We start from the raw sequence: 23616 nt of genomic DNA on the forward strand, positions 1-23616 counted from the left end.
GGTCAGCGTGGGCGGTGCACGCCGAGCCGGACGGCGAGGGTCACCGGTGTCGGCTCGGGCAGCGCGGCGATGCGCTCGGCGAGCCGGGCCGGGTCGGCGTGCCAGGCGCTCGGGCCCATCCCCACCAGGGTGGCCACCTCGCTGCGGCGCAGCGCCAGCCGGGCCCGGTGCTCGGTCGCCGATTCCTCGATGAAGTGCGCGCCCAGGCTGCCGGCGACCCGGTCCGCCTTGGCCGGGTCCACCCGGAGCAGGTCGAGCGCGTCGACCAGCTCGGCGAGGTGGTCCACGGCCGGGGTGACCACCAGCAGCGCGCCGGCCGGATCGAGCACCCGGTGGAACTCCGGGCCGTTACGCGGCGCGAAGACGTTCAGCAGCAGGGCGGCGGAGTGGTCGGCCAGCGGCAGCCGCCGCCAGGTGTCGGCGAGCGCCGCTGCCGCGCGCGGGTGGGCCCGGGCTGCCCGGCGCAGCGCCGGCTTGGCGACGTCCAGCGCCAGGCCGACGGCGTCCGGCAGCGCCGCCAGCACCGCCGCGAGATACCAGCCGGTCCCGGCCCCGGCGTCCACCACCAGGGGGTACGCGGCCCGCGCCGCGCTGTGGCCACCCCGCTCGGACGCCGCGCCGGTGCCCGCCCGTACCCCCGCGACCGCCTCGGCGGCGGTGGCGGCGAGCGCGGCGGCGACGGTGTCGTAGTGGCCGGCGGCGAGGAAGTCGGCGCGGGCGGCGACCATTTCGGTGCTGTCCCCGGTGTGCGGGGCGTGGCCGGCGAGCAGGTTGACGTATCCCTGGCGGGCGATGTCGAAGCTGTGCCGGCGTGGGCAGCGCAGGGCGCGGGCGGTGCCGGCGGTGGTTTCGGCCAGCGGCTCGGCGCAGACCGGGCAGCGCAGCCGGTCGAGGATTCGGGCGTCCACGTCAGGCCTCGGACGGGCTGGTCTGCTGCCCGCCGGTGAGGTGGTCGACCACCCGGTGGGTCAGGGCGCCGAGTGCCGCGACCTCCTCCGGGGTGAGCAGGTCGATCAGGTGTCGGCGGACGGCGTCGACGTGGCCGGGCGCGGCCGCCTCGATGGCCTGCCGGCCCGCGGGGGTGAGCGCGATGACCGAACCCCGGCCGTCGGACGGGCATTCCTCCCGGATGACCAGGCCACGCTGCTGCATCCGGGTGAGGTGGTGGGACAGCCGGCTGCGTGACCAGAGCATCCGGTCGGCCAGCTCGCTGAGCCGTAGCCGCTGGTCGGGTGTTTCGGAGAGGTCGGAGAGGACGTCGTAGTCCGGCTCGGAGAGGCCGGCGTCCTGCATCAGTTCCCGGGCCAGCTCCAGGTCGAGCAGGCGGCGCATCCGGCGGTAGCCGCGCCAGGCCCGGTCTTCCCGCTCGTCGAGCCAGCGTGGTCCGTCCATGCCGCGATCCTAGCCCAGTTGTTGACATGTCATCTAGGTGGCCCTAGGTTAGGTGACATGTCAACCAGATTGCCGGCGCGCGTCGTCCGGCTTCTACTCGGGCTCGCCCTCTTCGGCGCCAGCGTGGCGCTGATGGTGCGGGCGGACCTCGGGCTCTCCTCCTGGGACGTGCTGCACCAGGGTCTGGCCGAGCGGACCGGCCTGCCGCTCGGCTGGGTGGTCAACGGCGTCGCGCTGGTCGTGCTGCTGCTCTGGGTTCCGCTGCGCCAGCGCCCCGGGATCGGCACGGTGGCCAACGTGGCCCTGGTGGGCCTGGCCCTCGACGGGGTGCTGGCCGTCCTGCCGCCGGTGCACGCCCCGGCCACCCGGTTCGGCCTGCTGCTCCTCGGCGTCCTGCTCAACGGGGTCGCGACCGCTCTCTACCTGGGCGCCCGGTTCGGCCCGGGCCCGCGCGACGGGCTGATGACCGGCCTGGCCGCCCGCGGTCTCCCGCTCGGTCGCGCCCGCACCCTGATCGAGCTGGGCGTGCTCGCCACCGGCTGGCTGCTCGGCGGCACCGTCGGCATCGGCACGGTGATCTACGCGTTGAGCATCGGCCCGCTCGCCCAGTTCCTCATCCCCCGACTCGCCGTGCCGGCACCCCGCCGACCCGCACAGACAGGAGTGACCTCGCCATGCCCCGCCTGAACGTGATCGTCGCCAGCACCCGTCCCGGCCGGGTGGGCCGACGGATCGGTGACTGGTTCACGGCCGCCGCCGTCCGGCACGGTGCCTTCGACGACGTACGCCTGGTCGACCTCGCCGAGGTCGGGCTGCCGTTCCACGACGAGCCGCACCACCCGTCCGAAGGGCGGTACCTGCATCGGCACACCCTGGAGTGGAGCGAGACCGTCGCCGCGGCCGACGCCTTCGTCTTCGTGATGCCGGAGTACAACCACGGCTTCAGCGCGCCGCTGAAGAACGCGATCGACTACCTCTTCCATGAGTGGCGGCACAAGCCGGTGGGCTTCGTCAGCTACGGGATGACCTCCGGCGGCCTCCGGGCGGTGCAGATGATCAAGCAGGTGGTCACCACGCTGAACATGGTGCCGGTCAACGAGGCGGTGACCATCTTCCTGCGGCAGGCGCTGGACGACGCCGGGGAGCTGCGCCCGGACCCCGGGCGGGAGGCGGCGGCGGACCTGATGCTCGACCAGGTGGCCCGGCTGGCCACGGCGCTCACCCCGCTGCGGGTGGCGGCATGAGCGAGCGTCAGCGAGTGAATCGTCAATGCAGTGCGGGTGTGCCTCAGGCCGGTGCCGAGCGAAGCGAGGTGGCGGCATGAGCGACCGGCTGTGGGAGCTGTTCGGCGAGCGGGGGCGCGGCGTGCTGGTGACCCTGCGCCGAGACGGCCGGCCGCAGCTGTCCAACGTCGACTACCTGGCGGAACCGGGGTTGATCCGCTGCTCCACCACCGGCGACCGGGCCAAGGTGCGCAACCTGCGCCGCGATCCCCGGGCCAGCTTCCACGTCACCACCGCCGACGGCGGGGCGTACGCGGTGGCCGAGGGGACGGTGACCCTCACCGCACCGGCCGCCGCGACGGACGACGCCACGGTCGACGAGCTGGTCGAGGTCTATCGGCGGATCCGGGGGGAGCATCCGGACTGGCCGGACTATCGGGCGGCGATGGTGTCCGACGGCCGGCTGGTGCTCCGGCTGACCGTCGAGCGGGTGTACGGGTGGCGTCCCTGAGGTCGGGTCCGGTCCCGTGTCGGGACCGGACCGCCGGTGACTAGTGTCTGAGCATGGTCGCAATCCGGTACGAGGACATCGTCAAGGTCCCGAAGGCGCTGCTGCACGATCACCTCGACGGCGGTCTGCGGCCTGCGACGATCGTCGAGCTGGCCGCCGAGGTCGGCCACGAACTGCCCACCACCGATCCGGAGGGGCTCGGCCGCTGGTTCGTCGAGGCGGCGAACTCGGGCTCGCTGGAGCGTTACCTGGAGACGTTCGCGCACACCGTGGCGGTCATGCAGACCGCGCCCGCGCTGCGCCGGGTCGCCCGCGAGTGCGCGCTCGACCTGGCCGCCGACGGCGTGGTCTACGCGGAGGTCCGGTTCGCCCCGGAGCAGCACCTGGAGCGGAACCTGACCCTGGACGAGGTGGTCGACGCCGTGGTGGCCGGCTTCGCGGAGGGCAGTGCCCTGGCCGCCGAGGCGGGCACCCCGATCCGGGTCGGCACCCTGCTCACCGCGATGCGGCACGCCGCCCGTTCGCAGGAGATCGCCGAGCTGGCCGTCCGGCACCGGGACACCGGTGTGGTCGGCTTCGACATCGCCGGTGCCGAGGCGGGCTTCCCGCCCACCCGACACCTGGACGCCTTCGAGTACCTCCAGCGGGAGAACTTCCACTTCACCATCCACGCCGGCGAGGCGTTCGGGCTGCCGTCGATCTGGCAGGCGATCCAGTGGTGCGGCGCGGACCGGCTCGGCCACGGCGTCCGGATCGTCGACGACATCACCCCGGGGCCGCCGCCGGTGCTGGGCCGGCTGGCCGCGTACGTCCGGGACAAGCGGATCCCGCTGGAGCTGTGCCCGTCGTCGAACGTGCAGACCGGGGCGGCGCCGTCGATCGCCGAGCACCCGATCGGGCTGCTGCGCGACCTGCGTTTCCGGGTGACCGTCAACACCGACAACCGGTTGATGAGCGGCACCTCGATGTCGCGGGAGATGGCGCTGCTGGTGGAGGCCTTCGGCTACGGCTGGAAGGAACTCCAGTGGTTCACCATCAACGCGATGAAGAGCGCCTTCATCCCGTTCGACGAGCGGCTGAAGATCATCGACGAAGTGATCAAGCCGGCGTACGCCAAGCTGCTCGGCTGATCACGGGTGGCCGGCGCGCAGGCCGGCCACCCGGCGCAGCACCTCCCGGGCCCGAGCCGCCTCGGCGCCCAGTCCGGTCTGCCGGCGCAGCACGGCCGGCTCGGTACGCAGCAGCGTGATCCCGCGCTGGATCAGCAGCCGGGGCGCCTTGCGCTGCTCGGACAGGTCGCGGGCGAGCCGGCGGACGAAGGTCGCCCCGCGCGGCCGGCGCAGCGCGTACGCCCCGGCGAGCAGACCGCGACGGCGGCACTCCTCGACGATCTCGGCGGCGAAGATCCCTTCGGCGACGAACAGTGGCGATCCGGCGACGTCGAACGGCCGGGTGGACACCCTACGGTCCGCGCCGATCGCATAAACCGGCACTTCGGCCTTGCCGTTCTGGGCCAGTCGGGCAATGGTTTCCACCGCTGCGGCCGCATCCCAGGACAGTGGTGACTCCCAGTCCACCTGTCCGTTCAGGCGCGGCAACGTAGGGTCATCGCCGTCCTTGTAGAAGTCGTCCAAACAGAGCACCGGAAGTCCGGTTCGTTGGGCGATGTACGACTTTCCGGAGCCGGAGGGGCCGGCGAGGAGGACGACGCGGTGAGGGGGCTTCATTACCTTGGGTTACTCCGGCCAGACGGATTGCTATCAAATTGCATCAACATCTCATCACACCTCTGGTGAGGGACAACCTGGGCTTTCTCTTTGCGGGGCGGCGTGATGGAATCTCGGAGGTCCGACCCGCCGGGTCGGTCGCTCGGCGTTGCCCAAGGGTGACGTCCGGACGCGGTAATGCGAGGGCGGTGACGTGAGCAAACGGCCAAAGACGGCGGGCTCCTTCCTGTCGCGACTGCGCCGGCCGGCCAGCCGGCTCCGCGACATGCCGATCTGGTCCAAGCTCGGTCTGATCATGATCGTGCCGACCATCGCCACGATCGTGGTGGGCACCAGCGGTCTGGTCGACCACCTGGGCACGCTCAACAATGCCAACCGGGCCGGTGACCTGGCCAACCTGATCGGCTACTCGGGTGACCTGGTCGACACCCTGCAGGACGAGCGGGTCAACGCCGTGCTCTTCCTCAGCGCCAACCAGGTCCAGACCAGGGCCCAGTATCAGGAGGCCTACAACCGGGCCAACTCGCGGGTCGACCAGCGGAGAGCGCCCTACTCCCGGCAACGGACCGCGATCGACAAGCTGCCGAAGAGCTTCGAGAAGCTGCTCGACGACATCGACCAGAGGCTTTCCGACCTGCCGGCCACCCGTAGCCAGGTGCACAACGGCAAGTTGAAGATCGACGAGGCCGAGAAGTCGTACGAAGGTCTGATCAACAACCTGCTCGCGATCCGCGACTCGGCCACCCAGCTGGCCGGCAACAACGACCTGAGTGACCAGATGCGCGTCGCCGCCGCGGTCGCCCGGCAGCGGGAGTACCTCTCCCAGCGCCGCGTGGTCGTCCACCAGGCGTTGTTGAGCAAGCGCCTCACCCCGATCCTGCGCGAGCAGTTCATCGCCAGCGAAACCGGCCAGGCGCAGGCGTTGCAGGCATTCAAGGCGGTCGCCACCACGACCGACTCCGAGTTCTTCGACCAGACCGTGGCCAGCTCGGACCTGCGCCTGTTGAAGAACTACACCTCGCAGGTCAAGGACGCCCGCGACGGCAACCTGAGCGACGTGACGTTCAAGACGGACCAGTGGGACGCCGCCATGGTGGCCAACGCCGGGGCGATGCGGACGGTCGAGGAGAAGCTCGACAAGGACGTGGTCCGGCAGGCCGAGCGGCTCCGCTCGGACACGAAGGTCCAGGTGTGGCTGGAGAGCGGCCTGCTGCTCAGCGTCCTGGTGCTGGCCATCCTCTTCGCGTACCTGGTCGCCCGGTCGATGGCCCGGTCGCTGCGCGAGCTGCGGCAGGGCGCCCTCTCGGTCGCCCAGTACGGCCTGCCGCAGGCGGTGGCCCGACTGCGTGATCCGCAGGTCACCGGCCAGCTCTCTCCGGTGCAGGTGGCCAACCAGATCGCCGAGCCGCTGCCGGTCCGCAGCAAGGACGAGTTCGGCCAGGTGACCGAGGCGTTCAACGCCGTCCACCTGGAGGCCGTCCGGACCGCCGCCGAGCAGGCCGCCCTCCGGGCGTCCGTCGCGACGATGTTCGTCAACCTGGCCCGCCGGTCGCAGATCCTGGTCGACCGGTTGATCGGCCACCTCGACCGGCTGGAGCGCGGCGAGGAGGACCCGGACCGGTTGGCCGAGCTGTTCCAGCTCGACCACCTGGCCACCCGGATGCGCCGCAACGACGAGAACCTGCTGGTCCTCGCCGGCGCGGACTCCACCCGCGTGCAGCGCGAGCCGGCCGCCCTCATCGACGTGCTCCGCGCCGCCCAGTCCGAGGTCGAGCACTACACCCGGATCGAGTTCGGCGTGATCGACCGGGACATCGAGGTCGCCGCCCACGCGGTCAACGACATGGTGCACCTCGTGGCCGAGCTGTTCGACAACGCCACCGCCTTCTCTCCGCCGGACTCGCACGTCATGGTCGAGGCTCGGCGGGTGGGCGACCGCGCCTCGCTCTACGTCGAGGACCGGGGCATCGGCATCAGCCCGGAGCAGCTGCGCGAGCTGAACGAACGGCTCGCCACTCCGCCGCAGGTGGACGTCGCGGTCTCCCGGATGATGGGTCTGGTCGTGGTCGCCCGGCTGGCGGCCCGGCACAGCGTCAAGGTCGAGCTGAGGCCGGGCACCGACCGGGGCACGGTGGCGGACGTCACCCTGCCCACCTCGGTCCTGGTGCCGCGGGCCCTCGCCGGCCGGGGGCAGCAGCCGCCCGCCCTCCCGGCTGCGGCCACCGGCCAGCAGCAGGGCAACAACCCGGCCCCGACGCTCGGTGCCTTCGCGGCCTTCGGCAGCGGTCCGGCCACCCCGCCGGCCCCGCGCCCCGGCGCGTCCGGCAACCAGGTGACGCTGGGCGGCCGCTCCTTCGATCCGGCGCCGTCCAACGGCTCCGGCACCCCGGCCAACGCCGGCGGGGGACGGTCGATGCCGGCCTGGTCCGACCTCACCGGGGCCACCCCCGCCGGGGGGAACGGGTTCCCGCGCGACGGCGCCTTCGCCCCGCGGACGCCCAACGGCCAGCCGATCGACCCGCTGCCGCAGCGGCGCGGCCCGGCCGGGAGTGACCCGGCCAGCGGCGGCCAGCAGCCGGCCATCCCGCGCCAGCTGCCGACCAGCCCCGAGGCGCACCCGTACAGCGCGCCGCCGGTCTCGGTGCCGCCGGTGCCGCCGGTTTCCGCGCCGCCCGTGCCGCCGGTCTCCGCGCCGCCCGTGCCGCCGATTTCCGCGCCGCCGTTCCCGCCGATCTCCGGCGTGCCGGTCTCCGCGGCGCCGGTCTCGGGTCAGCCCGTCTCCGCGGCGCCGGTCTCCGTGCCGCCGGTGAGCCAGGTGCCGCCGCGTCCGGCTCCGCCAACCGCCGCGCCGAGCGTCGGCGCCCCGCCGGCCTGGCCACCGGTCGCCGCGCCCGACCCGGCCGCCGCCCCGCCGGTGCCGGAGCGTCTCGCCGCTGGCCTCGACATGACCACCGAGCTGCCCCGGGTCACCCGCCCGGAGACGCCGGTGGCCGTCAGCCGGCCGGCGCCGATGCCGGCACCGACGGCTCCGCGGCAGGGGGCCAACCAACAGCGGTACGCGGACGAGACGATGGAGCTGCCGATCTTCCGCGAGCTCGAGTCGGCCTGGTTCCGTACCCGGCGGCCGGGGCCGGAGGAGTCGGCCGCAGCTCCGGCGGCCCCCGCCGCGGGCGGTGCCCCGACCCAGCAGTTCGCCAGGGTCGACACCGCCGGTCGGGCCGCCCAGCAGACCACACCCGGGACGACAGGTAACGCGCCGATGCCACACACTCCGACGACCGGCGGAGCGCCACACGACAACGGATCGTCGAGTGGGGGCGGTCGTCCCGGCTACGCCGAGGCCATGCCGAACCGCCGGGTGCCGCAGCAGTCACCCGGCTGGCAGACCGCGGCGGACGATGGTTGGCGGGCCGCCTCGGCGGCCACCGAGGTACCGGTCGCCGAGACCACCCGAAAGGGCCTGCCCAAGCGGGTGCCGATGGCACAGCTCGTTCCCGGTGGCATCGAGAAGCCGAGCACCTCGGTGCAGCGCCGGACGCCGGAGGCCGTTCGGGGTCTGCTCTCGGCCTACCATCGAGGCGTACAACGGGGGCGTAACCACCCGTCCGACAGCAACTCGGCCGGCCCGGAGGCGACTCCGGGCGGGCAGCAGTCTTCGCAGTCTGGCTCAGGCCCGGTGGCCGGGAGCGGGCAGAAGGAGCAACAAGGATGACTAGTACGCAGGATCTCGGTTGGCTGCTCGCCAACTTCGCCGACCGGGTGCCCGGTGTGGCGCACGCGGTCGCGGTCTCGGCCGACGGCCTGCTCCTCGCTGCGTCCCGTGACCTTCCGCGGGACCGTGCGGACCAGCTCGCGGCCATCGCGTCCGGCCTGGTCAGCCTGACCCAGGGCGCGGCGCGATGCTTCGAGGGCGGGGCGGTGCTCCAGACCGTCGTCGAGATGGACAACGGCTTCCTGTTCCTCATGTCCATTTCGGACGGTTCCTCGTTTGCGGTGCTCGCCGCTCGGAGCAGCGACGTCGGCCAGGTCGGTTACGAGATGGCCCTGCTCGTCGACCGGGTGGGCGATGCACTGACCCCGCAGCCGCGTACGGCTGTCGGGATGATGGGCTGATCGACGCGCTGACCGGTGGGTCAGGAGCGGCAACAACTACGACAACGACGGGTGTCACCGGAGCGAACCGGTAGCGGGTGGGAAGGAGGTGAGCGGCGACATGGTCGATCGTGACGAGCCGACCGGCGCGTTGGTCCGTCCATACGCCGTGACCCGAGGTCGTACCCGTCCCCGGCTCGAGATCGCCCTGGAGGCGCTCGTCGAGACGACGGTGCGCGGCCGGGCCGTTGCCACTGGCAATGGCGGCCAGAGCCGTGAGCACCAGTACATCGCCGCGCTGTGCGACGGACGTGTGCAATCGCTCGCCGAGATCGCGGCGCGGATGCAGCTTCCGCTCGGCGTGGCCCGGGTGCTCATCGCCGACATGGCGACGGACGGCCTGGTCGCGGTGCACGAGCCGACCATTTTGGAAGACTCCGACGACGCGGTGGGCACTGAACTGCTGGAGAGGGTGCTGAGTGGACTTCGCAGGCTCTGACATGTCGCACCGGCCGCCGGCCCAGAGCGGGCGCGTGACGTCGGCGAAGATCGTTATCGCCGGTGGATTCGGCGTTGGCAAGACGACGCTGGTCGGGTCGGTCTCGGAGATCACGCCGCTGACCACCGAGGCCATCATGACCTCCGCCGGCGTGGGCGTCGACGACACCCGGCAGGTGCCGGGCAAGACGACGACCACCGTGGCGATGGACTTCGGTCGTATCTCGATCGACCGCGACCTGATCCTGTACCTGTTCGGTACGCCGGGTCAGACCCGGTTCTGGTTCATGTGGGACGAGTTGGTCCGTGGCGCCATCGGTGCCGTGGTGCTGGTCGACACCCGTCGACTGGCCGACTGCTTCGCCGCCATCGACTTCTTCGAGCACCGGCGGCTGCCGTACCTGGTGGCCATCAACTGCTTCGACGGCATGCAGTACCACGACCCGCAGGACGTCCGGGACGCGCTGGCGATCTCCAGCCACGTGCCGGTGGTGGCGTGCGACGCCCGGAACCGGGAGTCGACCAAGCACGTGCTGATCTCGCTCGTCGAGTACGTGCTCACCATGCGGCGTTCGCGGGCGGTCGCGCCCGCCTGACCGGCGTGACAAAGCGCCCGCCTGACCGGCGTGACAAAGCGCCCGCCTGACCGGCGTGACAAAGCGCCCGCCTGACCGGCGTGACAAAGCGCCCGCCTGACCGGCGTGACGAAGCGCCCGGTGACCTGCGGTTACCGGGCGCTCGACGCAGCATCCCGGCCGGCCCGGCCCCGGGTGGCCCCGGGCTCGGCCGGCCGGATGGTCTCAGGAGTATCGGGTCCAGGCAGCCTGGCTGACCACGTAGACGCCGAGTGAGTCGCGTTCCATGCCGCCGTGGCGGATCGGGGCGAAGGCGTACCCGCCAGCGATGCCCTCGGTCACCTGCGTCTGGAGGTACGCCCGCAGCCGGCCACGGTCGACGCTGCCCGCCGATCGGGCCGCCCCGGCGAGCAACTGGAGCGCGTCCGAGGCGTACGGGGCGAAGCCGCTGAAGGTGCCGTGCCGCTGGATGTAGCTGTAGGTGAAGTCGCGCCGGGCCAGCTCCGCGGTGGTGGTCGTGGTCAGCGTGCTGACCGCGATGCAGGACGGATGGATGGCGTACGCCCCCTCGACAGCGGCGGCGTTCGGTCCGGAGAGGGTGTCCTCGACGACCGCCCCCGGGTCGAAGAAGAGCAGCCCCCGGTGACCGGCCCGGCGCAGTTCGCGGGCCGCTGCACCGGAGTCCGGGGCGGTGCTCCAGACGATCACTCCGTCCGGCTCACCGGTCGCGGCTCGCCGAGCGACCGAGGTGAGGCTCCGGCCCGAGGCGGGCATCCGGACGGTCCGCACCAGTTCCACGCCGACGTCGCGCAGCGCGCCACGTACCGCTCGTACGCCCGAGTCGCCGTACAGCCCGGCGGCGGCCAGCAGGGCGACCCGCCGGATGCCCAGCGACTCGATCAGGCGGGCCATCCGGCGGGCCACGTCGCCGGCATCCGGGGTGAGCTTGTAGATGTACGTGCGCTGAGCCAGCGGCAGTGCGATGTCGTCCCCGGCTGCCAGCGACAGGAACGGCACCTGGAGCTTCTGGGCGACCTCGACGATCGCCATCGAGGTCTCGGTGGAGGTGCCGCCGACCAGTGCGTGCACCTGGGTCCGCTGGGCCAGCTCGGTGGCCTGCCGGGCTGCCTCCCGGGGGTCGCTGCGGTTGTCCCGGATCTCCAGGCGGACGGTACGCCGCAGGTTGCCGACCGGGATGCCGGTGAGGTTCAGGACCTCTTGGGTGATCTCCATGGCCCGTTGCTGGGGCACGCCGAGAGCGGCTCCCCTGCCGGTCAGCTCCAGGCTGGCGCCGATCACCAGTTCGTGGCCGCCGGGCGCGCCACTGCCGGTCGGGTCGTCGTCCGGTTGTCGGTTCCGCTGCCCACAGCCGGCGAGCAGCAGACTGCCGGCCGCGGCGGCGAGGACGCCCCGACGGGTCAGCACGGAGGAGTCGAATGCCGGTGTTGCCATTGGAATCGCCTTCCCACCCCGGCGACGCCCGCCGCCGGGTGTTCCGCCGGGTATGCTCCCGGCCGGCCCGACCCGGCGTCAAATTATCCGGGTGTGGGCAGAAACACGCAGGTGGGAAGGGGGGGGCGGCTCCGATCAGGACCGGTAGCCGGCGGAACGGTACTCGTATTCCCGCTCGTCGTCGCGGTCCCCGGTGTCGCGGCTGAAGTCCCAGCCACCGGCCGCTTCCCGCCCCGGACGGCCGCCGACGGCGAAGCCGCCGATCTCCTGGCCGCGCCGCCAACCGCGGAAGTAGCCGGTGGTGTTCTCGGCGAGGCTGGCCGCGTTCCGCACGATCCGCAGTGGCCGCTCGTCGCGCAGCGGCGAGCCCGGCACCAGGTTGGCCTGCGGGACGCGCTTCGGCAGGCCGGCCTTGGTCTCCGAGCCGACCGCCGGGCGGGCCGCCTGCTCGGCGGCCTGCCAGCCGGTGTCGGCGGTGCTCGACCAGTCCAGATCGGCGTCGTCGCCGTGCCCGACGAACCAGGCGGACTTCGCCTGAGCGAAGATCAGCAGGTCGCCGTCGCCCTCGTCGGAGACCGGCGGCGGCCGGTGCTCCTTCGGCGCGGGCGGCTGCTCCAGGTCACGACGCGGCGTCAGACGCGCCGAGCTGGAGTGGTCGAGGCGCTCCGGCGAGCCGGGCAGGTCGGCGTGGGGTGCTGCCGGTCGGCCGGACCGGTCGGCCGGCTGCCGGTCGACCAGCCGCAGCGACGGGGTGTCCAGGCCCGGGTCGGTCGGCGGGTCCAACTCGTCGCGCAGTGCCCGGTCGGCCAGCGGCGGCGGCTCCACCAGCCGCAGCATCGGCGGCTCCTGGGGCAGGTCGTCGGCGAGCCACGGCGGCGTGACCCGGCTGGTGCCGGGATCGGTCGGCGGGTCGCCGCCCCGGTCGCCGTACGGGTAGCCGCCCGGCGTCTCCGCGGCGCGGTCGTCCTGGTCGCCGTTGTTGACCAGCGGCCAGTTGGCCCGGGAGCCCGGGGGGGCGGCCTCCTGCACGGGACGTGGTGCCGGCACCGGGACGCTCAGGTCGGTGGCGCTGAAGCCACCGGTGGGCGGCTCCTGGGGGGTGGTCTTGGGGCGCGGCGGGATGACCGTGCGCTGGCGCTCGGCGCGGGCCTTGTTGATCGCCGCGGTGGTCAGCGTCGGGCGGAACGGCTCGCCGGCCTCGGCCGGTGGCACCTTGCTCCGCTGCGCGGGGGCGATCGGGGTCATCCCCGGCGGCGGCGGAGGCGGCGCGGAGACCGGCCGGTTGGTGGGCCCGTCCACGCGCTGCGGCATCGGTGCGCCGGCCGACTCGGGACGCGACGGTGGTGCCGAGCCCGGCATGCCGGCCGCGGCGGCCGGGGTGATCGGCGCGGGGGCGACGGGCGGCGGCGTGACCGGTGACGGGGCGACCGGAGGTGGGCCGAGCGGTCGAGGCGACGCCGGGGCGGCCGGTCCGGAGACCGGCTCCGGAAGGCTGCGCCGGCCCACCGGCTCGGGCTCCGCCGGCCGGACCGTCCGCAGACCGGCGCCGGCGTTGGTGGGCTCGGGCCGCTCGCCGCCCGACTCGCCGCGCCGGGCGGCGGCCCGGCGGCCGGGCACCGTGGTGGGGGTGCCGACCCGGGCGCTGAGCGCGCTCACCAGCGCCGTGCAGCCGGCGTCGCAGGCCCGCACGGAGGAGACCGCCTGCCGTACCGTCTCGGCGACGGCGGCGGTGAGCGCCCGGTTGACGGTGGCCCGCCGGGGCGTCTCGGCGATGGCGACCCGCAGCGCGGTCACCGCGTCGTTGATGGTTTCGGCGTCGGCGACGCCCTCGGCCGCCAGGTGCGCGGCGACGGCGTCCGCCGCGACCGACACCTCGCGGCCCCGGGCCACCGTGCCGCTGAGCATGCTGGGCTCCGGCAGCGCGTCGAGGACGGCCAGGGAGACCGGCTCGGCCGGGTCCGGGTAGGCCCGGAGGGCGGCCGGGTAGAGCTCGCGGAGCACCTCGCGCAGCGCCACCGCGGCGGAGTGCCGCCCGCTGGCCAGTGCGGCGTGCGCGGCGAGGACCTGCTTGAAACCGGCGAGGTCGCGGGGCGCCGGCAGGGTGACCGCGGAGAGGGCGCCGGCCTGCAACGCCCGGGCCAGCCCGACCGCCCGGCGCACGGCCGGCGGGGCCTGCATCTCCTCCAGCGAGTCGTCGTCGGCGAAGCGCTCGGCGAAGTCGTCGACCGAGTCGTCGTCCGCGATCGCCAGCGGCCGGCCGGCCGCGCTGAGCAGCGAGGTGACCGTGTGGTCGTCACTGTCGGCAGCGATGGCCGCACCGCTCGGTCCGCCCGACCGCTCCACGAGCAGCGCGACCAGCTGGGCGTAGCCAGCGGGTTCGTCGCCGATCTCGCAGACATGCAGCAGACGGCCTGCGTCGTCGACCACAGCGGACGTCAGCGCCGAACCGGCCGAATCCGGCCGGTCGGCCGGATCCGCCGAGGCCAGGCCGCAGTACACGCGCACGAGCGCCACGGCGTCGTCCTCCTCCCGGACACAGGGCTTGCTCTGCCAGAGACTGATGCTCCCCGCTCCGGGTCAGTCGCGCCAGTCCACCACAGCAGAGATCTTGCCGACAATGGTGCGCCAACCCAAACTTGCGGTTTGTGCCCCGATTTTCTTCAGTCGGCGCCGACCCAGGAAACCGCCGATCCCGCCGTTGACCGTCGCGCGCAGGGCCTCGTCCAGGTCGTCGAGGCTGGAGCCGGCGGAGAGCATGTCCAGTACGGCAGGTAGCCGCATCGCGTACGCCACGTCACGAGCGATTTCGCCGGCCTCGATCAGGAGGGCGGGGTCCCACGCGTCGTGGCCGCCGCGGAGGTTCTCCACCACGAGGTCGAGCTCGTAGGTGTCCTCGTCCAGCGGCACGATGTCGGCCGGTTCCACCCGTTCGGACAGTTCACTCCAACTGTCCAGTTGAGACAGGTCGTTGGGTGCGCCGGAACGGACGAAACTGACCAGCGACTCCGGGGTCTTGAACAGCAGTAGCCGGCCGCGGTGGCTGAGGAAGGCCGGGACCTCCTCGTCGCCGGCGTCGTCCGCCTCGTCCTCGTCCTCGTCCGCCTCGTCCTCGTCCTCCTCGACCTTCTCCGCCTCGTCGGTCGTCTCGGCCTTACCGCGGCGGCGTCCCTTCGGCCGCTCGGTCCCGGCCTCCTCGTCGTCCTCGGCGGAGAGGGCGGCGAACTCCTCGTCGAGGATCACCACCTCCTCGTCGTCCTCGGCCTCGACGACCTGGCGGCGGGCCAGGAAGGGGTCCTCCTGGTCGCGCTCGGCGACGTCCGTGGGGGTCAGCTCCCGCGCCGGCCGGTACGCCCGGAGGGTGAAGCCGGTGCCGGCGGGCAGGGCGATCTCCACCGGGTCGATCCGCAGCTCCTCCCAGAGCGTGCGGTCCGGGGCCGGGCGGTCGGCCTCGACCTCGTCTTCGGCGGCCGACGCGGTGGTTTCGTCGAGCTCGGGCTCGTCGGCGTCGGGCCGTTGGGGCGACTGGCGGGCCACGCTGACCTCCGTGTGCTTCGGGTTGCCCACCCGGCGGCGCCTCCGGCCGCCGAGTGACTCTGCGCACATACCCTAGTGGGCGACCCGGTGTGGCCGGGAGTCCACCCCGGTGGCGTCCCGGCCGGTAGACAGGTAGCCTTGCTACACATGAAGGCGCAGGCGCTGCACGGACACCTGGACGCGCTGCTGCTGGCGGTGCTGGAGCAGGGCGCCCTGCACGGCTACGCCATCATCGAGGCGCTCCGGGCCCGCAGCGGGGGCACCCTGGATCTGCCCACCGGCACCATCTACCCGGCGCTGCGCCGGCTGGAGCGGGCCGGCTACGTGGCCAGCTCGTGGAGCACGGTCAACGGCCGGGAACGGCGCACGTACCAACTCACCGAGGCCGGCGGCCAGGCACTCGCCGGAGAGCGGGCCGGCTGGCGCGAGTTCAGCGCGACGGTGGGCCGCTTCCTCGGCACCGACGAGCCACCCGCCACGCCGGCCTGACGGCCACCGTCAGCCGGCGCTCACCAGCCAGTAGCGGGTCGCCCGGGCGAGCGCGAACCAACCGGCGCCGATCAGCACCGCGCCGATGATCATCGGCGGCCAGGTCAGGGCCGCCTCCCAGAGGCCGACCGACCAGCCGAACAGGGCGGCGCCGCCGAGCGCGCCGCCCGCCAACCCACCGGTCAGGCCGTAGCCCACCGCCCGGGCCCACCGGTCGAGCCGGGGTGACGCGTACCGGGCGGACAGGAAGCCGAGCAGCAGCCCGGCCAGCGCCAGGCCGGCGACCAGCGCCCAGATCCCGTGCAGCGAGGCGGAGAGCACCAGGTAGCCCGCCGGCGGCCGGGGCCCGTCGCTCCAGCTCGACCCGCGCCAGGTCAGGTCCCCGCCGGCCATCAGCGCCACCGCCACCACCAGCGCCCGTAGCGCCAGCCCGCGCAGCGCCCCCGCCGCCAGCTCGGCCTGGTAGCCGGGGACCAGCTGGGCCGGGCTGCCGAACTCGGCCACCGCCCGCCGCTCGGCCTCCGCCGGCGGCAGGCCACCCTCCCGGTACGCCTCGACGGCGTCCTGCAACGCGTGCCGCGCCTCGGTCAGCAGGTCGGCCTTGAGGCGGGCCGGCCCCCGCAACCGGCCGGCCAGCTCGCCGAGCCGCTGCTCCACGAGCACGTCCTGGTAGCCACGCATGGGCACCACCCTGCCATCCGGGGGCGGCGGCCGCGTCCGGGTATTTCCCGGACCGCGCTCAGGGGGCGAGAGCGAGGTAGCCGCGCTCGGCCGCGGCCTGGAGCAGCCACTGGTCGCGGTACCAGCCCGGTTGCGCCACCAGTTCGTCGTGCCGGCCGCGCTGTGTCACCCGGCCGGCGTCGAGCACCACGATCTCGTCGAACCCGGACAGGCCGCTGAGCCGGTGGCTGATCAGCAGCACGGAGCGGCCGGCCGGCGTGGCGGCCAGCGTCGAGGCGAGTACGGCGTCCGCAGCGGCCGGGTCGAGGCCCTCGGTCGGCTCGTCCAGCACCAGCACGGCCGGGGCGGCCAGCAGCGCCCGGGCCAGCGCGAGGCGCTGCCGCTGGCCGCCGGAGAGCTGCCCGCCCTGCTCACCGACCACGGTGTCCCAGCCGTCGGGCTGGGCGCGTACCCAGTCCAGCAGGCCGGCCGCCGCAGCGGCGGCGGTCAGCTCCTCCTCGTCGGCCCGCGGCCGGCCGAGCAGCAGGTTGTCCCGTACCGAGGCATGGAAGACGTACGCCTCGGCGAGCAGGCCGCCGACCAGCCGGGGCAGCTCCTCGGCCGGGTACGCGGACACGTCCACCCCGTCCAGGGTGGCCCGACCGGTGTCGGGGCGTACCGCCCCGGTGAGCACGGCGGCCAGGGTGCTCTTGCCGGCACCGCTCGGCCCGACCACGGCCACCCGGCGACCCGCCGGCAGGTCCAGGTCGATCCCGTCGAGGGCGGGTGCCGCGCCCTCCCGGTAGCGCACGGTCACCCCGGCGAACCGCACCTCGTGCCCGGCGGCTGCCGGCTCGCGCTCGGGACCGGAGCCCGGGGTGGGACCGGGAGCGAGGCCAGGGCCAGCGGCGGGTGCCGGGGCGGGCGCGGTGAGCAGGGCGGCCACCCGGACCAGGCCGGCCCGGAGCTGGGTGCGCTGTCGGGCGGCTCCGACCAGGGCGAGGGCGGTCTCGACGGCGGCCAGGGCACCGACGGCCAGGACGCCGACCAGCACCCCGCCCACGCCCGCGCGCAACGCCACCACGACCACGGCGGCGGCGGTCAGCCCGCCGACCAGCACCCCGGTCGCGTCGACCGCGAAACCGGTCGCGGCCAGCCGGCGTTCCAGCCGGGCGAGCCGGCGGGCCCGCCCCTCGGCGGCGGTGAGCGCGGTGCCGGTGGCCCCGAACGCGGCCAGGTCGGCGGCGCCGTGGGTCAGGTCGACCGCGTCCGCGGCGAGCGCCCCGCGCAGCGGAGCCACCTCGTCGGCGGCCCGTCGGGTGAGTGCGGTGGCCAGCGCGGGCAGGGCCACCCCGGCGACCAGCAGCCCGACGGCGAGCACCCCGGCCGCCGGCGGCGAGATCAGCGCGGCGCCCCCGACGGCGAGCAGGCTCACCAGCGCGGCGGCCGCCCCCGGGACGAGCACCCGCAGCAGCAGGTCCTGCACCGCCTCCACATCGGAGACGAGCCGGCTCAGCGCGTCCCCGGTCCGCTGGGCGGTGGTCTCCCGCCGGGTGGCCAGCGCGGCGAAGACCCGGGCCCGGACGTCGGTGATCATGCGGAGCACCGCGTCGTGCCCGGCGAGCCGTTCGGTGTAGCGGAACACGCCCCGGCTGACCGCGAGGGCCCGGACCGCGACGATGGCCACGGTCAATCGGTCCAGCGGCGGCCGCCCGGCGGCGCTCATCAGCAGCCAGGTGGCGGTGGCCATCAGGGCCAGCCCGGCGAACTCGGTGGCCGCGGCGAGCAGCCCGGCCCCCAGCAGCCGGCTCAGGTACGGCCGCGCCAGCCGCAGCACGGCCCGCTCGGCGCCGGCCCGGCGGTCGCGGGCGGCACCGGCGCGCGGGCCGGTCGGGGCCAGCTCGACCGGGTTCGGCTCGGCGGCGGTCGGCGTGCCGGGATCCCGGGCGGCCGGGGTCACGCCGTCGGGCGAGGTCCCGCCCGGTACGGCCCGTACCGGCTGGTCGGGGCGCTCCGGCCCGACCGGTCCGTCGGTCATCCCGCCACCTTCCCCGCCGGCACCGGAGTCAGCTCGGTGACCCGGCCGTCCTCGACCCGCAGGATCCGGTCGGCGTCCTCCAGCAGTGCGGGCCGGTGCGCGACCAGCAGCGCGGTACGCCGGGCGACCAGCCGCCGGGTGGCGGCCAGCACGACCGCCTCGCTGGCGGTGTCCAGCCGGGCGGTCGGCTCGTCGAGGAGCACCAGCGGGGCGTCCCGGAGGAACGCGCGGGCCAGCGCCACCCGCTGCCGTTGCCCGCTGGACAGGCCGTGCCCGCGCTCGCCCAGCGTGGTGGCCAGCCCGTCGGGCAGGGCGGTGATCACCTCGTCCAGCGCCGCGTCGGTGACCGCGCGGGCGAGCGCGGCGTCCGGGGTGTCGGGCGCGCCGAGGCGGATGTTGTCGGCCAGCGAGCCGGCGAAGAGGTGGGCCCGCTGCGGCACCCAGGCCACCTGGCGCCGCCAGGCGTCGAGGTCGACGTCAGCGAGGTCGACCCCGTCGACGGTGACCCGGCCGGCGGTCGGGGTGACGAACCCGAGCAGCAGCCCGAGCAGCGTGCTCTTGCCGGCGCCGCTGGGCCCGATGACCGCGATTCGCTGGCCGGGGCGGATGGTGAGGGTGACGTCCCGCAGCGCGGTGGTCCGCTCGTACTCGACGGTGACGCCCTCGAAGCGGATCTCGCCGGACCCGTCCGGCGTGGTGCGCCGCTCGCCCGCCGGTACGGTGGACGCCGGCTCGGCGGAGACGCTGAGCGCCTCGTCCAACGCGGTCAGCCCCTCCATGCTGGCGTGGAACCGGCTGCCCGCCGCCCGCAGGGGCAGGTACGCCTCCGGGGTGAGCAGCAGCACCAGCAGCGCGGTGGAGAGGGTGATCCCGCCGCCGAGCAGCCGGATGCCCACCGGCACCGCGACCAGCGCCACCGAGAGGGTGGCGACGAGTTCGAGGACCAGCGCGGAGAGGAACGCGATCCGCAGCGTCTTCATGGTGGCCTGGCGATGCCCGTCGGCCATCCGACGGACGACGTCGACCTGGGCCCGGGCCCGGCCGAACGCGCGCAGCGTGGGCAGCCCGGCCACCATGTCGAGGAAGTGCCCGCCGAGCAGCGACAGCCGCCGCCACTGCCGTTCGGTGGCGGCCTGCGCCTGCCAGCCGAGCAAGGCGCCGAAGATCGGGATGAGCGGGATGGTCAGCGCGATGATCACCGCCGAACTCCAGTCGGCGAGGACGATCCGGGCCAGCACGGCCAGCGGCACGGTCACGCTCAGCACGAGCTGCGGCAGGTAACCGGTGAAGTAGGGGTCGAGCGCGTCCAGGCCGCGCCCGGCGAGGGTGGCGAGCTGCCCGGCCCGCTGGCCGGCCACCCAGGTGGGGCCGTGCCGGCCGACCGCGCCGAGCAGGTCGGCGCGGAGCGTGGCCTTCACCGTGGCCGCCGCCCGCGCCGCCACCGTGCCCTGCGCCCAGCTCACCAGCGCCCGGGCGGCGACCGCCGCCACGAAGCCGGCCAGCGCCGGCCGGTGCAACCGCCCGTCGACCGCCGTCGCCAGCAGCGTGGCCAGTGCGGTGGCCTGCGCGACCACCAGCAGGGCGGTCAGCCCGCCCAACGCCGCGAGCATGGCGAGGTCGCGCCGGGCCGCGGGGACCCGGCGCAGCAGTCTCGGGTCGAACGGGCGGCGGTTCACCAGTACACCGGTGCCCTGCCGTCGGTCCGTCCCCGGAACACCCACCAGCACATCGCCTGAAAGCCTAGTAGGGCCGGCAGGAGCGGCAGCGCGAGCCAGCCGAGCAGGGACAGCGTGGGCCCGCTCGCGGCGGCGTCGGCGACGGTCAACGAGGTGCCCGGGTCGCCGGTGGAGACCAGCACCCGGGGCCAGAGGGCGGCGCCGACCAGCAACACCGGCAGCGCCAGCGCCGCGCTGCTCGCCGTGAAGGCCATCCCGGGCCGACCCCGGCCGAGCGCCGCGCGGGCCACCAGCAGTGCCGTGACCAGCGCAAACGGCAGGAGTACGGCGAGCGCCGGCCGTGCGACGGCGGCGCGTACCCGATCGGAGAGCAGGCCCAGGACGGTGGCTGCGGCGACCGCGGCGAGCGCCACCGGCACCAGGCCGCGCGCCAGCCGGGCGACCGGCGGTACGTCGGCGGCCGGCAGCCGGAGGGTGAGGAATGTCGCACCGTGCACGGTGATCAGCGCCAGCATCGCCAGCGCGGCGGCGGCCACGAACGGGGTGAAGAGGTGGCCCACTCCGGCGACGTGCCCGTCGGCTCGCAGCGGCACCCCTTGCAGCAGCCCGCCGAGCAGGGCACCCCAGGCGAGGGCGGCGAGCGTGCTGCCGGCCACCACCACCCGGTCCCAGCCGGCGCGGGCCGACTCGGCGCGCGGCCGGCTGCGCAGTTGCACCCCGGCGGTCACCAGGACCACCCCGGCGACCGCGCCGAGCACGACCGGGTAGAAACCGGAGAGCAGTTCCCCCTCCAGGAGTGGGAACGCGCCGAACAGGATGCCGACGGCGGCCACCAGCCAGACCTCGTTGCCGAGGAAGAACGGCCCGACGGCGGTGAGCGCGGCCCGGCGGGTCGCTGGGGTTGCGCCGCGGGCGAGCAGCAGCCCGACACCGTAGTCGTAGCCGCCGAGGACGAGATAGGTGGCGAAGAAGAGGCCGAGCAGGGCGTACCAGGCGAGTTCCACGGCGGGCTCCCTCAGGCGAACACGGGGTCGGGGCGGTGGTCGGTGTCCGGCGCGGGCGGCCGGCCGAGGGCCGGGTCGTGCGCGCCCCGGGCGGCGTGCCGGGCCAGCAACACCCAGTTGCTGACGGCGAGGGTGCCGAGCAGCAGGCTGAAGCCGACCAGCGAGGTGAGCATCAGGCCGGTGTTCACCGGTGAGACGGCCTGCCCGGTCGGCAGCAGCCCGTACGCGGCCCAGGGCTGGCGGCCGACCTCGCGGGCGAGCCAACCGAGGATCACCGCGATGAAGGGCAGCGGCAGGGCGATCAGGATCAGCCAGAGCGGGAACTGCAACCGGATGATCCAGTCCCGCCAGAGCAGCGGCACCACCAGGATGCCGAAGAAGAGCGCCATCCCGATGAGGATCATGAAGCCGAGACTGACGTTGGACAGTGCCGGCGGGGTGTAGTCGCCGGGGCCGAACCGCGTCGTCCACTCGGCGATCAGCGCGTCCCGGTCCGCCCCGCCGCCGAACTTCGTGGGCTGCAGCTTCCCGACCGGGCCGAACTGGGCGAAGCCGAACCCGATCAGAAAGATCACCGCGACCGCGAAGGTGAGCAGCCCGAGCCGCAGCGACTTCCGGAAGAGCGCGAAGTCGGGAGTACGCCGGACCAGGTGCCAGGCGCTGACCGCCGCCATCAGCATCCCGCCGGTGACCAGGCTCGCCGACACCACGTGTCCGAAGGCGAAGCCGAGGGTGGGGTTGGAGAGCAACGCGCCGAAGTCGGTGAGGTGGGCGACGCCGTCGCGCAGTTCGTAGCCGACCGGGTGCTGGAGCCAGGAGTTGGCGACCATGACCCAGAACGCCGAGGCGTACGCGGTGACCGCGACTCCCCAGAGCATCGCGAGGTGGACGCCGCGGCGCAGCCGGTGCCAGCCGAAGATCCACATGCCGAGGAACGTGGACTCCAGGAAGAACGCGACCAGCGTCTCGATGGCCAGCGGCGCGCCGAAGACGTTGCCGACGTAGCGCGACAGGCCGCTCCAGTTCAGCCCGAACTGGAACTCCATCACGATGCCGGTGGCGATACCGAGCACGTAGTTGATCACGTAGAGCTGGCCCCAGAAGCGGGTCAGCCGCTCGTACACCGGTTTGCCGGTGACGAAGCCGGCGGTCTGCAACGCGACGAGCAGGGTGACCAGGCCGAGGGTGACCACCACGAACAGGAAGTGGATCGAGGTGGTGGTGGCGAACTGCAGGCGGGCGAGGAGCAGGGAATCCATGGTCGATCTCCCACGGGTTGACTCGCTTGTCATAGCGAGCCTACACGTAGGTTGTCTACCTATCGAAATCGCCGGAACCCCGCCGGGTCATGGATCGGTCAGTTCAGGAAGAGGGAGATCGGCAGGGCCACCAGGGTGGCCGCGACGGTCAGCGCGGTGGCGCCGAGCAGCCGGGGCGTGCGGTCCGGCACCAGCAGCCGCTGCACCCGTACGTCGAGGTCGCGGTCGCCGAGGCCGAGCGCGCCGGCCGGCGTGATCCGGTGCCCGGCGGCGGCGAACCGGCGCAGCGCCCCGGCCAGCGGCGCCTCGGCGTGCAGCTCGCGCGCCTTGTCGTCGGCCCGCATCTCGACCAGTAGGGCCACCCGCTCGTGTGCGTGGCGCACCCAGCGGAACCAGGGCAACGCCCGGCAGAGCGCGGTGAACGGCAGGAGCACCAGGTCGTGCCGCTCCTCGGCGTGCGCCCGCTCGTGGGTGAGCACCGCCGCCAGCTCGGCGCGGTCCAGCAGACTGAGCGTGCCGGCGCTGACCACCACCCGGGGCCGCACCCCCGGCAGGCAGTACGCCGCCGCGCTCGGGTGGTCGAGCACCAGCGCGCCGGGCACGGTCGGGTCCTGGCGGGCAACCAGGCTGAGCAGCTCCCGGTGCCGGCGCTGGGCGCGGAGGGTGCCGTGGATGCTGCGTACCGTCGTGGTGAGCAGCACCGCGCCGATGCCGAAGCCGACCCCGACCAGGCCGAGGTGGACCACCCCTACGCCGGCCGGCAGGCTGCCGTGGGCCAGGTCGCCGGCGAGGGCGAGCAGCGCGCTCCCGGTCGGTTGTTCGTACGCGGCCAGGCCGAGCGCCATCGGCAGGCCCATCGCGGAGAGGCCGAGCGCCAGCCCGATCGCCTGCCAGCAGACGATCGCCACGCGTGGGGCCTGCCAGGTCCACCTCGAAACGGCGAGGACCTGCGCGGTCAGCCAGCAGGCCAGAATGCTCGCGGCGAAGTGCAACGCGTACGCCACGGCCGTCGCCCTACCGCTCCGTCGCCTCGTCGGCCAGTGTCGGCCGACCGGCCCGCGGGTCCTCGACCCGGTCCGTCAGTGCGGTCTCGTGCCCGGCGGTGAGGCCGGCCTCGGCGCTCAGCGCCGCGCGCAGCACCTCCGCCTCGGTGCCGGTCACCGAGCGGGCGAAGCGCACCAGCGCGGCGTCCCGGCTGCCGCCGAGATCGAGGGCATCGAGCATGAGCTGGGCGATGTGTGCCTCGCGGCTGGCCGCGGGCCGGTAGCGCCAGGCCCGCCCCTCCCGCTGGCGTTGGACCATGCCCTTGCCGGCGAGCCGGTCCAGCACGGTCATGACCGTGGTGTACGCCAGCTCGCGCCCGTCCAGGGCGTCGGCCACCTCGCGCACGGTGACGCCGCCCGACGCGCCCGGGTCCATGTCCCACAGCACGTCCATCACCGCACGCTCAAGATCGCCCAGCCGAGTCACCCCCCAATCCTACCCC

Annotated in this window: 22 protein-coding genes; 9 read left to right on the plus strand and 13 right to left on the minus strand. The window is 74.1% G+C overall.

The features are described 5' to 3' along the window. Positions 1 to 2: 2 nt before the first annotated feature. Together GA0070604_RS03475 and GA0070604_RS03480 are read right to left on the minus strand one after the other, a co-directional pair. Complete coding sequence (locus tag GA0070604_RS03475; protein ID WP_091114003.1) at positions 3 to 908, minus strand: putative RNA methyltransferase; 906 nt, start codon at positions 906 to 908, stop codon at positions 3 to 5. Between the two features lies 1 nt (position 909). After that, complete coding sequence (locus GA0070604_RS03480; RefSeq protein WP_091114007.1) at positions 910 to 1392, minus strand: MarR family winged helix-turn-helix transcriptional regulator; 483 nt, start codon at positions 1390 to 1392, stop codon at positions 910 to 912. A 57-nt stretch (positions 1393 to 1449) separates the two neighbouring features. On the opposite strand from GA0070604_RS03480, the gene yczE reads away from it, so the two are divergent. From yczE to GA0070604_RS03500, 4 genes are all read left to right on the plus strand, one after another. Continuing rightward, positions 1450 to 2079, plus strand: a complete 630-nt coding sequence (gene yczE / locus GA0070604_RS03485; RefSeq protein WP_091114010.1) for a membrane protein YczE — start codon at positions 1450 to 1452, stop codon at positions 2077 to 2079. Then, positions 2067 to 2636, plus strand: a complete 570-nt coding sequence (locus tag GA0070604_RS03490; protein WP_091114013.1) for an NADPH-dependent FMN reductase — start codon at positions 2067 to 2069, stop codon at positions 2634 to 2636. The genes yczE and GA0070604_RS03490 overlap by 13 nt, the downstream gene beginning before the upstream one ends. A gap of 76 nt (positions 2637 to 2712) precedes the next feature. Further along, positions 2713 to 3126, plus strand: a complete 414-nt coding sequence (locus GA0070604_RS03495) for a PPOX class F420-dependent oxidoreductase (protein WP_091114017.1) — start codon at positions 2713 to 2715, stop codon at positions 3124 to 3126. 53 nt (positions 3127 to 3179) lie between these two features. Continuing rightward, positions 3180 to 4256: an adenosine deaminase gene (locus GA0070604_RS03500; RefSeq protein WP_091114020.1), complete on the plus strand. Its 1077-nt coding sequence runs from the start codon at positions 3180 to 3182 to the stop codon at positions 4254 to 4256. Here GA0070604_RS03500 and GA0070604_RS03505 read toward each other — a convergent pair whose 3' ends face one another. Beyond that, a complete protein-coding gene (locus tag GA0070604_RS03505) occupies positions 4257 to 4853 on the minus strand; it encodes a uridine kinase family protein (RefSeq protein ID WP_091114023.1) in 597 nt (198 codons plus the stop codon). A 193-nt stretch (positions 4854 to 5046) separates the two neighbouring features. On the opposite strand from GA0070604_RS03505, the gene GA0070604_RS03510 reads away from it, so the two are divergent. The 4 genes from GA0070604_RS03510 to GA0070604_RS03525 all read left to right on the plus strand — a co-directional run bounded on the left by GA0070604_RS03510 (position 5047) and on the right by GA0070604_RS03525 (position 10039). Beyond that, positions 5047 to 8565 carry a sensor histidine kinase gene (locus GA0070604_RS03510; protein ID WP_091114025.1) on the plus strand — a complete coding sequence of 1173 codons (3519 nt, stop codon included), beginning with the start codon at positions 5047 to 5049 and terminating at the stop codon, positions 8563 to 8565. After that, on the plus strand, positions 8562 to 8966 hold the full coding sequence (locus GA0070604_RS03515; protein WP_091114028.1) for a roadblock/LC7 domain-containing protein: 405 nt from the start codon (positions 8562 to 8564) through the stop codon (positions 8964 to 8966). The genes GA0070604_RS03510 and GA0070604_RS03515 overlap by 4 nt, the downstream gene beginning before the upstream one ends. 100 nt (positions 8967 to 9066) lie before the next feature. Further along, positions 9067 to 9444, plus strand: a complete 378-nt coding sequence (locus tag GA0070604_RS03520; protein WP_091114031.1) for a DUF742 domain-containing protein — start codon at positions 9067 to 9069, stop codon at positions 9442 to 9444. 1 nt (position 9445) lies between these two features. Then, positions 9446 to 10039, plus strand: a complete 594-nt coding sequence (locus GA0070604_RS03525) for a GTP-binding protein (RefSeq protein WP_091114034.1) — start codon at positions 9446 to 9448, stop codon at positions 10037 to 10039. Between the two features lie 204 nt (positions 10040 to 10243). On the opposite strand, the gene GA0070604_RS03530 is transcribed toward GA0070604_RS03525, so the two are convergent. The 3 genes from GA0070604_RS03530 to GA0070604_RS03540 all read right to left on the minus strand — a co-directional run bounded on the left by GA0070604_RS03530 (position 10244) and on the right by GA0070604_RS03540 (position 15034). Next, positions 10244 to 11470: an ABC transporter substrate-binding protein gene (locus GA0070604_RS03530; RefSeq protein WP_091114038.1), complete on the minus strand. Its 1227-nt coding sequence runs from the start codon at positions 11468 to 11470 to the stop codon at positions 10244 to 10246. 135 nt (positions 11471 to 11605) lie between these two features. Next, positions 11606 to 13984: a transposase gene (locus GA0070604_RS03535; protein ID WP_208601968.1), complete on the minus strand. Its 2379-nt coding sequence runs from the start codon at positions 13982 to 13984 to the stop codon at positions 11606 to 11608. Between the two features lie 63 nt (positions 13985 to 14047). Continuing rightward, entirely contained in the window at positions 14048 to 15034 is a 987-nt protein-coding gene (locus GA0070604_RS03540; protein ID WP_091114048.1) for a DNA primase, read from the minus strand. A gap of 117 nt (positions 15035 to 15151) precedes the next feature. Between GA0070604_RS03540 and GA0070604_RS03545 the strand changes: the two genes are divergently transcribed. Then, positions 15152 to 15493, plus strand: a complete 342-nt coding sequence (locus tag GA0070604_RS03545) for a PadR family transcriptional regulator (RefSeq protein ID WP_091114052.1) — start codon at positions 15152 to 15154, stop codon at positions 15491 to 15493. Positions 15494 to 15502: 9 nt separating this feature from the next. Here GA0070604_RS03545 and GA0070604_RS03550 read toward each other — a convergent pair whose 3' ends face one another. The 7 genes from GA0070604_RS03550 to GA0070604_RS03580 form a co-directional block, all read right to left on the minus strand. After that, positions 15503 to 16174 (minus strand): permease prefix domain 1-containing protein, encoded by a 672-nt coding sequence (locus GA0070604_RS03550; RefSeq protein WP_091126877.1) that lies wholly within the window; start codon positions 16172 to 16174, stop codon positions 15503 to 15505. Positions 16175 to 16232: 58 nt separating this feature from the next. Further along, positions 16233 to 18191 carry a thiol reductant ABC exporter subunit CydC gene (cydC, locus tag GA0070604_RS03555; protein WP_244161730.1) on the minus strand — a complete coding sequence of 653 codons (1959 nt, stop codon included), beginning with the start codon at positions 18189 to 18191 and terminating at the stop codon, positions 16233 to 16235. Beyond that, positions 18188 to 19867, minus strand: a complete 1680-nt coding sequence (gene cydD / locus GA0070604_RS03560; protein ID WP_091126879.1) for a thiol reductant ABC exporter subunit CydD — start codon at positions 19865 to 19867, stop codon at positions 18188 to 18190. Before cydD ends, cydC begins: the two co-directional genes overlap by 4 nt. Next, positions 19864 to 20871 (minus strand): cytochrome d ubiquinol oxidase subunit II, encoded by a 1008-nt coding sequence (locus GA0070604_RS03565; protein WP_091114057.1) that lies wholly within the window; start codon positions 20869 to 20871, stop codon positions 19864 to 19866. Before GA0070604_RS03565 ends, cydD begins: the two co-directional genes overlap by 4 nt. A gap of 11 nt (positions 20872 to 20882) precedes the next feature. Next, entirely contained in the window at positions 20883 to 22130 is a 1248-nt protein-coding gene (locus tag GA0070604_RS03570) for a cytochrome ubiquinol oxidase subunit I (protein WP_091114060.1), read from the minus strand. Positions 22131 to 22228: 98 nt separating this feature from the next. Beyond that, positions 22229 to 23134 (minus strand): M56 family metallopeptidase, encoded by a 906-nt coding sequence (locus GA0070604_RS03575; RefSeq protein ID WP_091114064.1) that lies wholly within the window; start codon positions 23132 to 23134, stop codon positions 22229 to 22231. A gap of 10 nt (positions 23135 to 23144) precedes the next feature. Continuing rightward, positions 23145 to 23600, minus strand: a complete 456-nt coding sequence (locus GA0070604_RS03580) for a BlaI/MecI/CopY family transcriptional regulator (protein ID WP_091114067.1) — start codon at positions 23598 to 23600, stop codon at positions 23145 to 23147. Between the last annotated feature and the right edge of the window lie 16 nt (positions 23601 to 23616).

Source organism: Micromonospora eburnea (assembly GCF_900090225.1).
Classification (GTDB): Bacteria; Actinomycetota; Actinomycetes; order Mycobacteriales; family Micromonosporaceae; genus Micromonospora; species Micromonospora eburnea.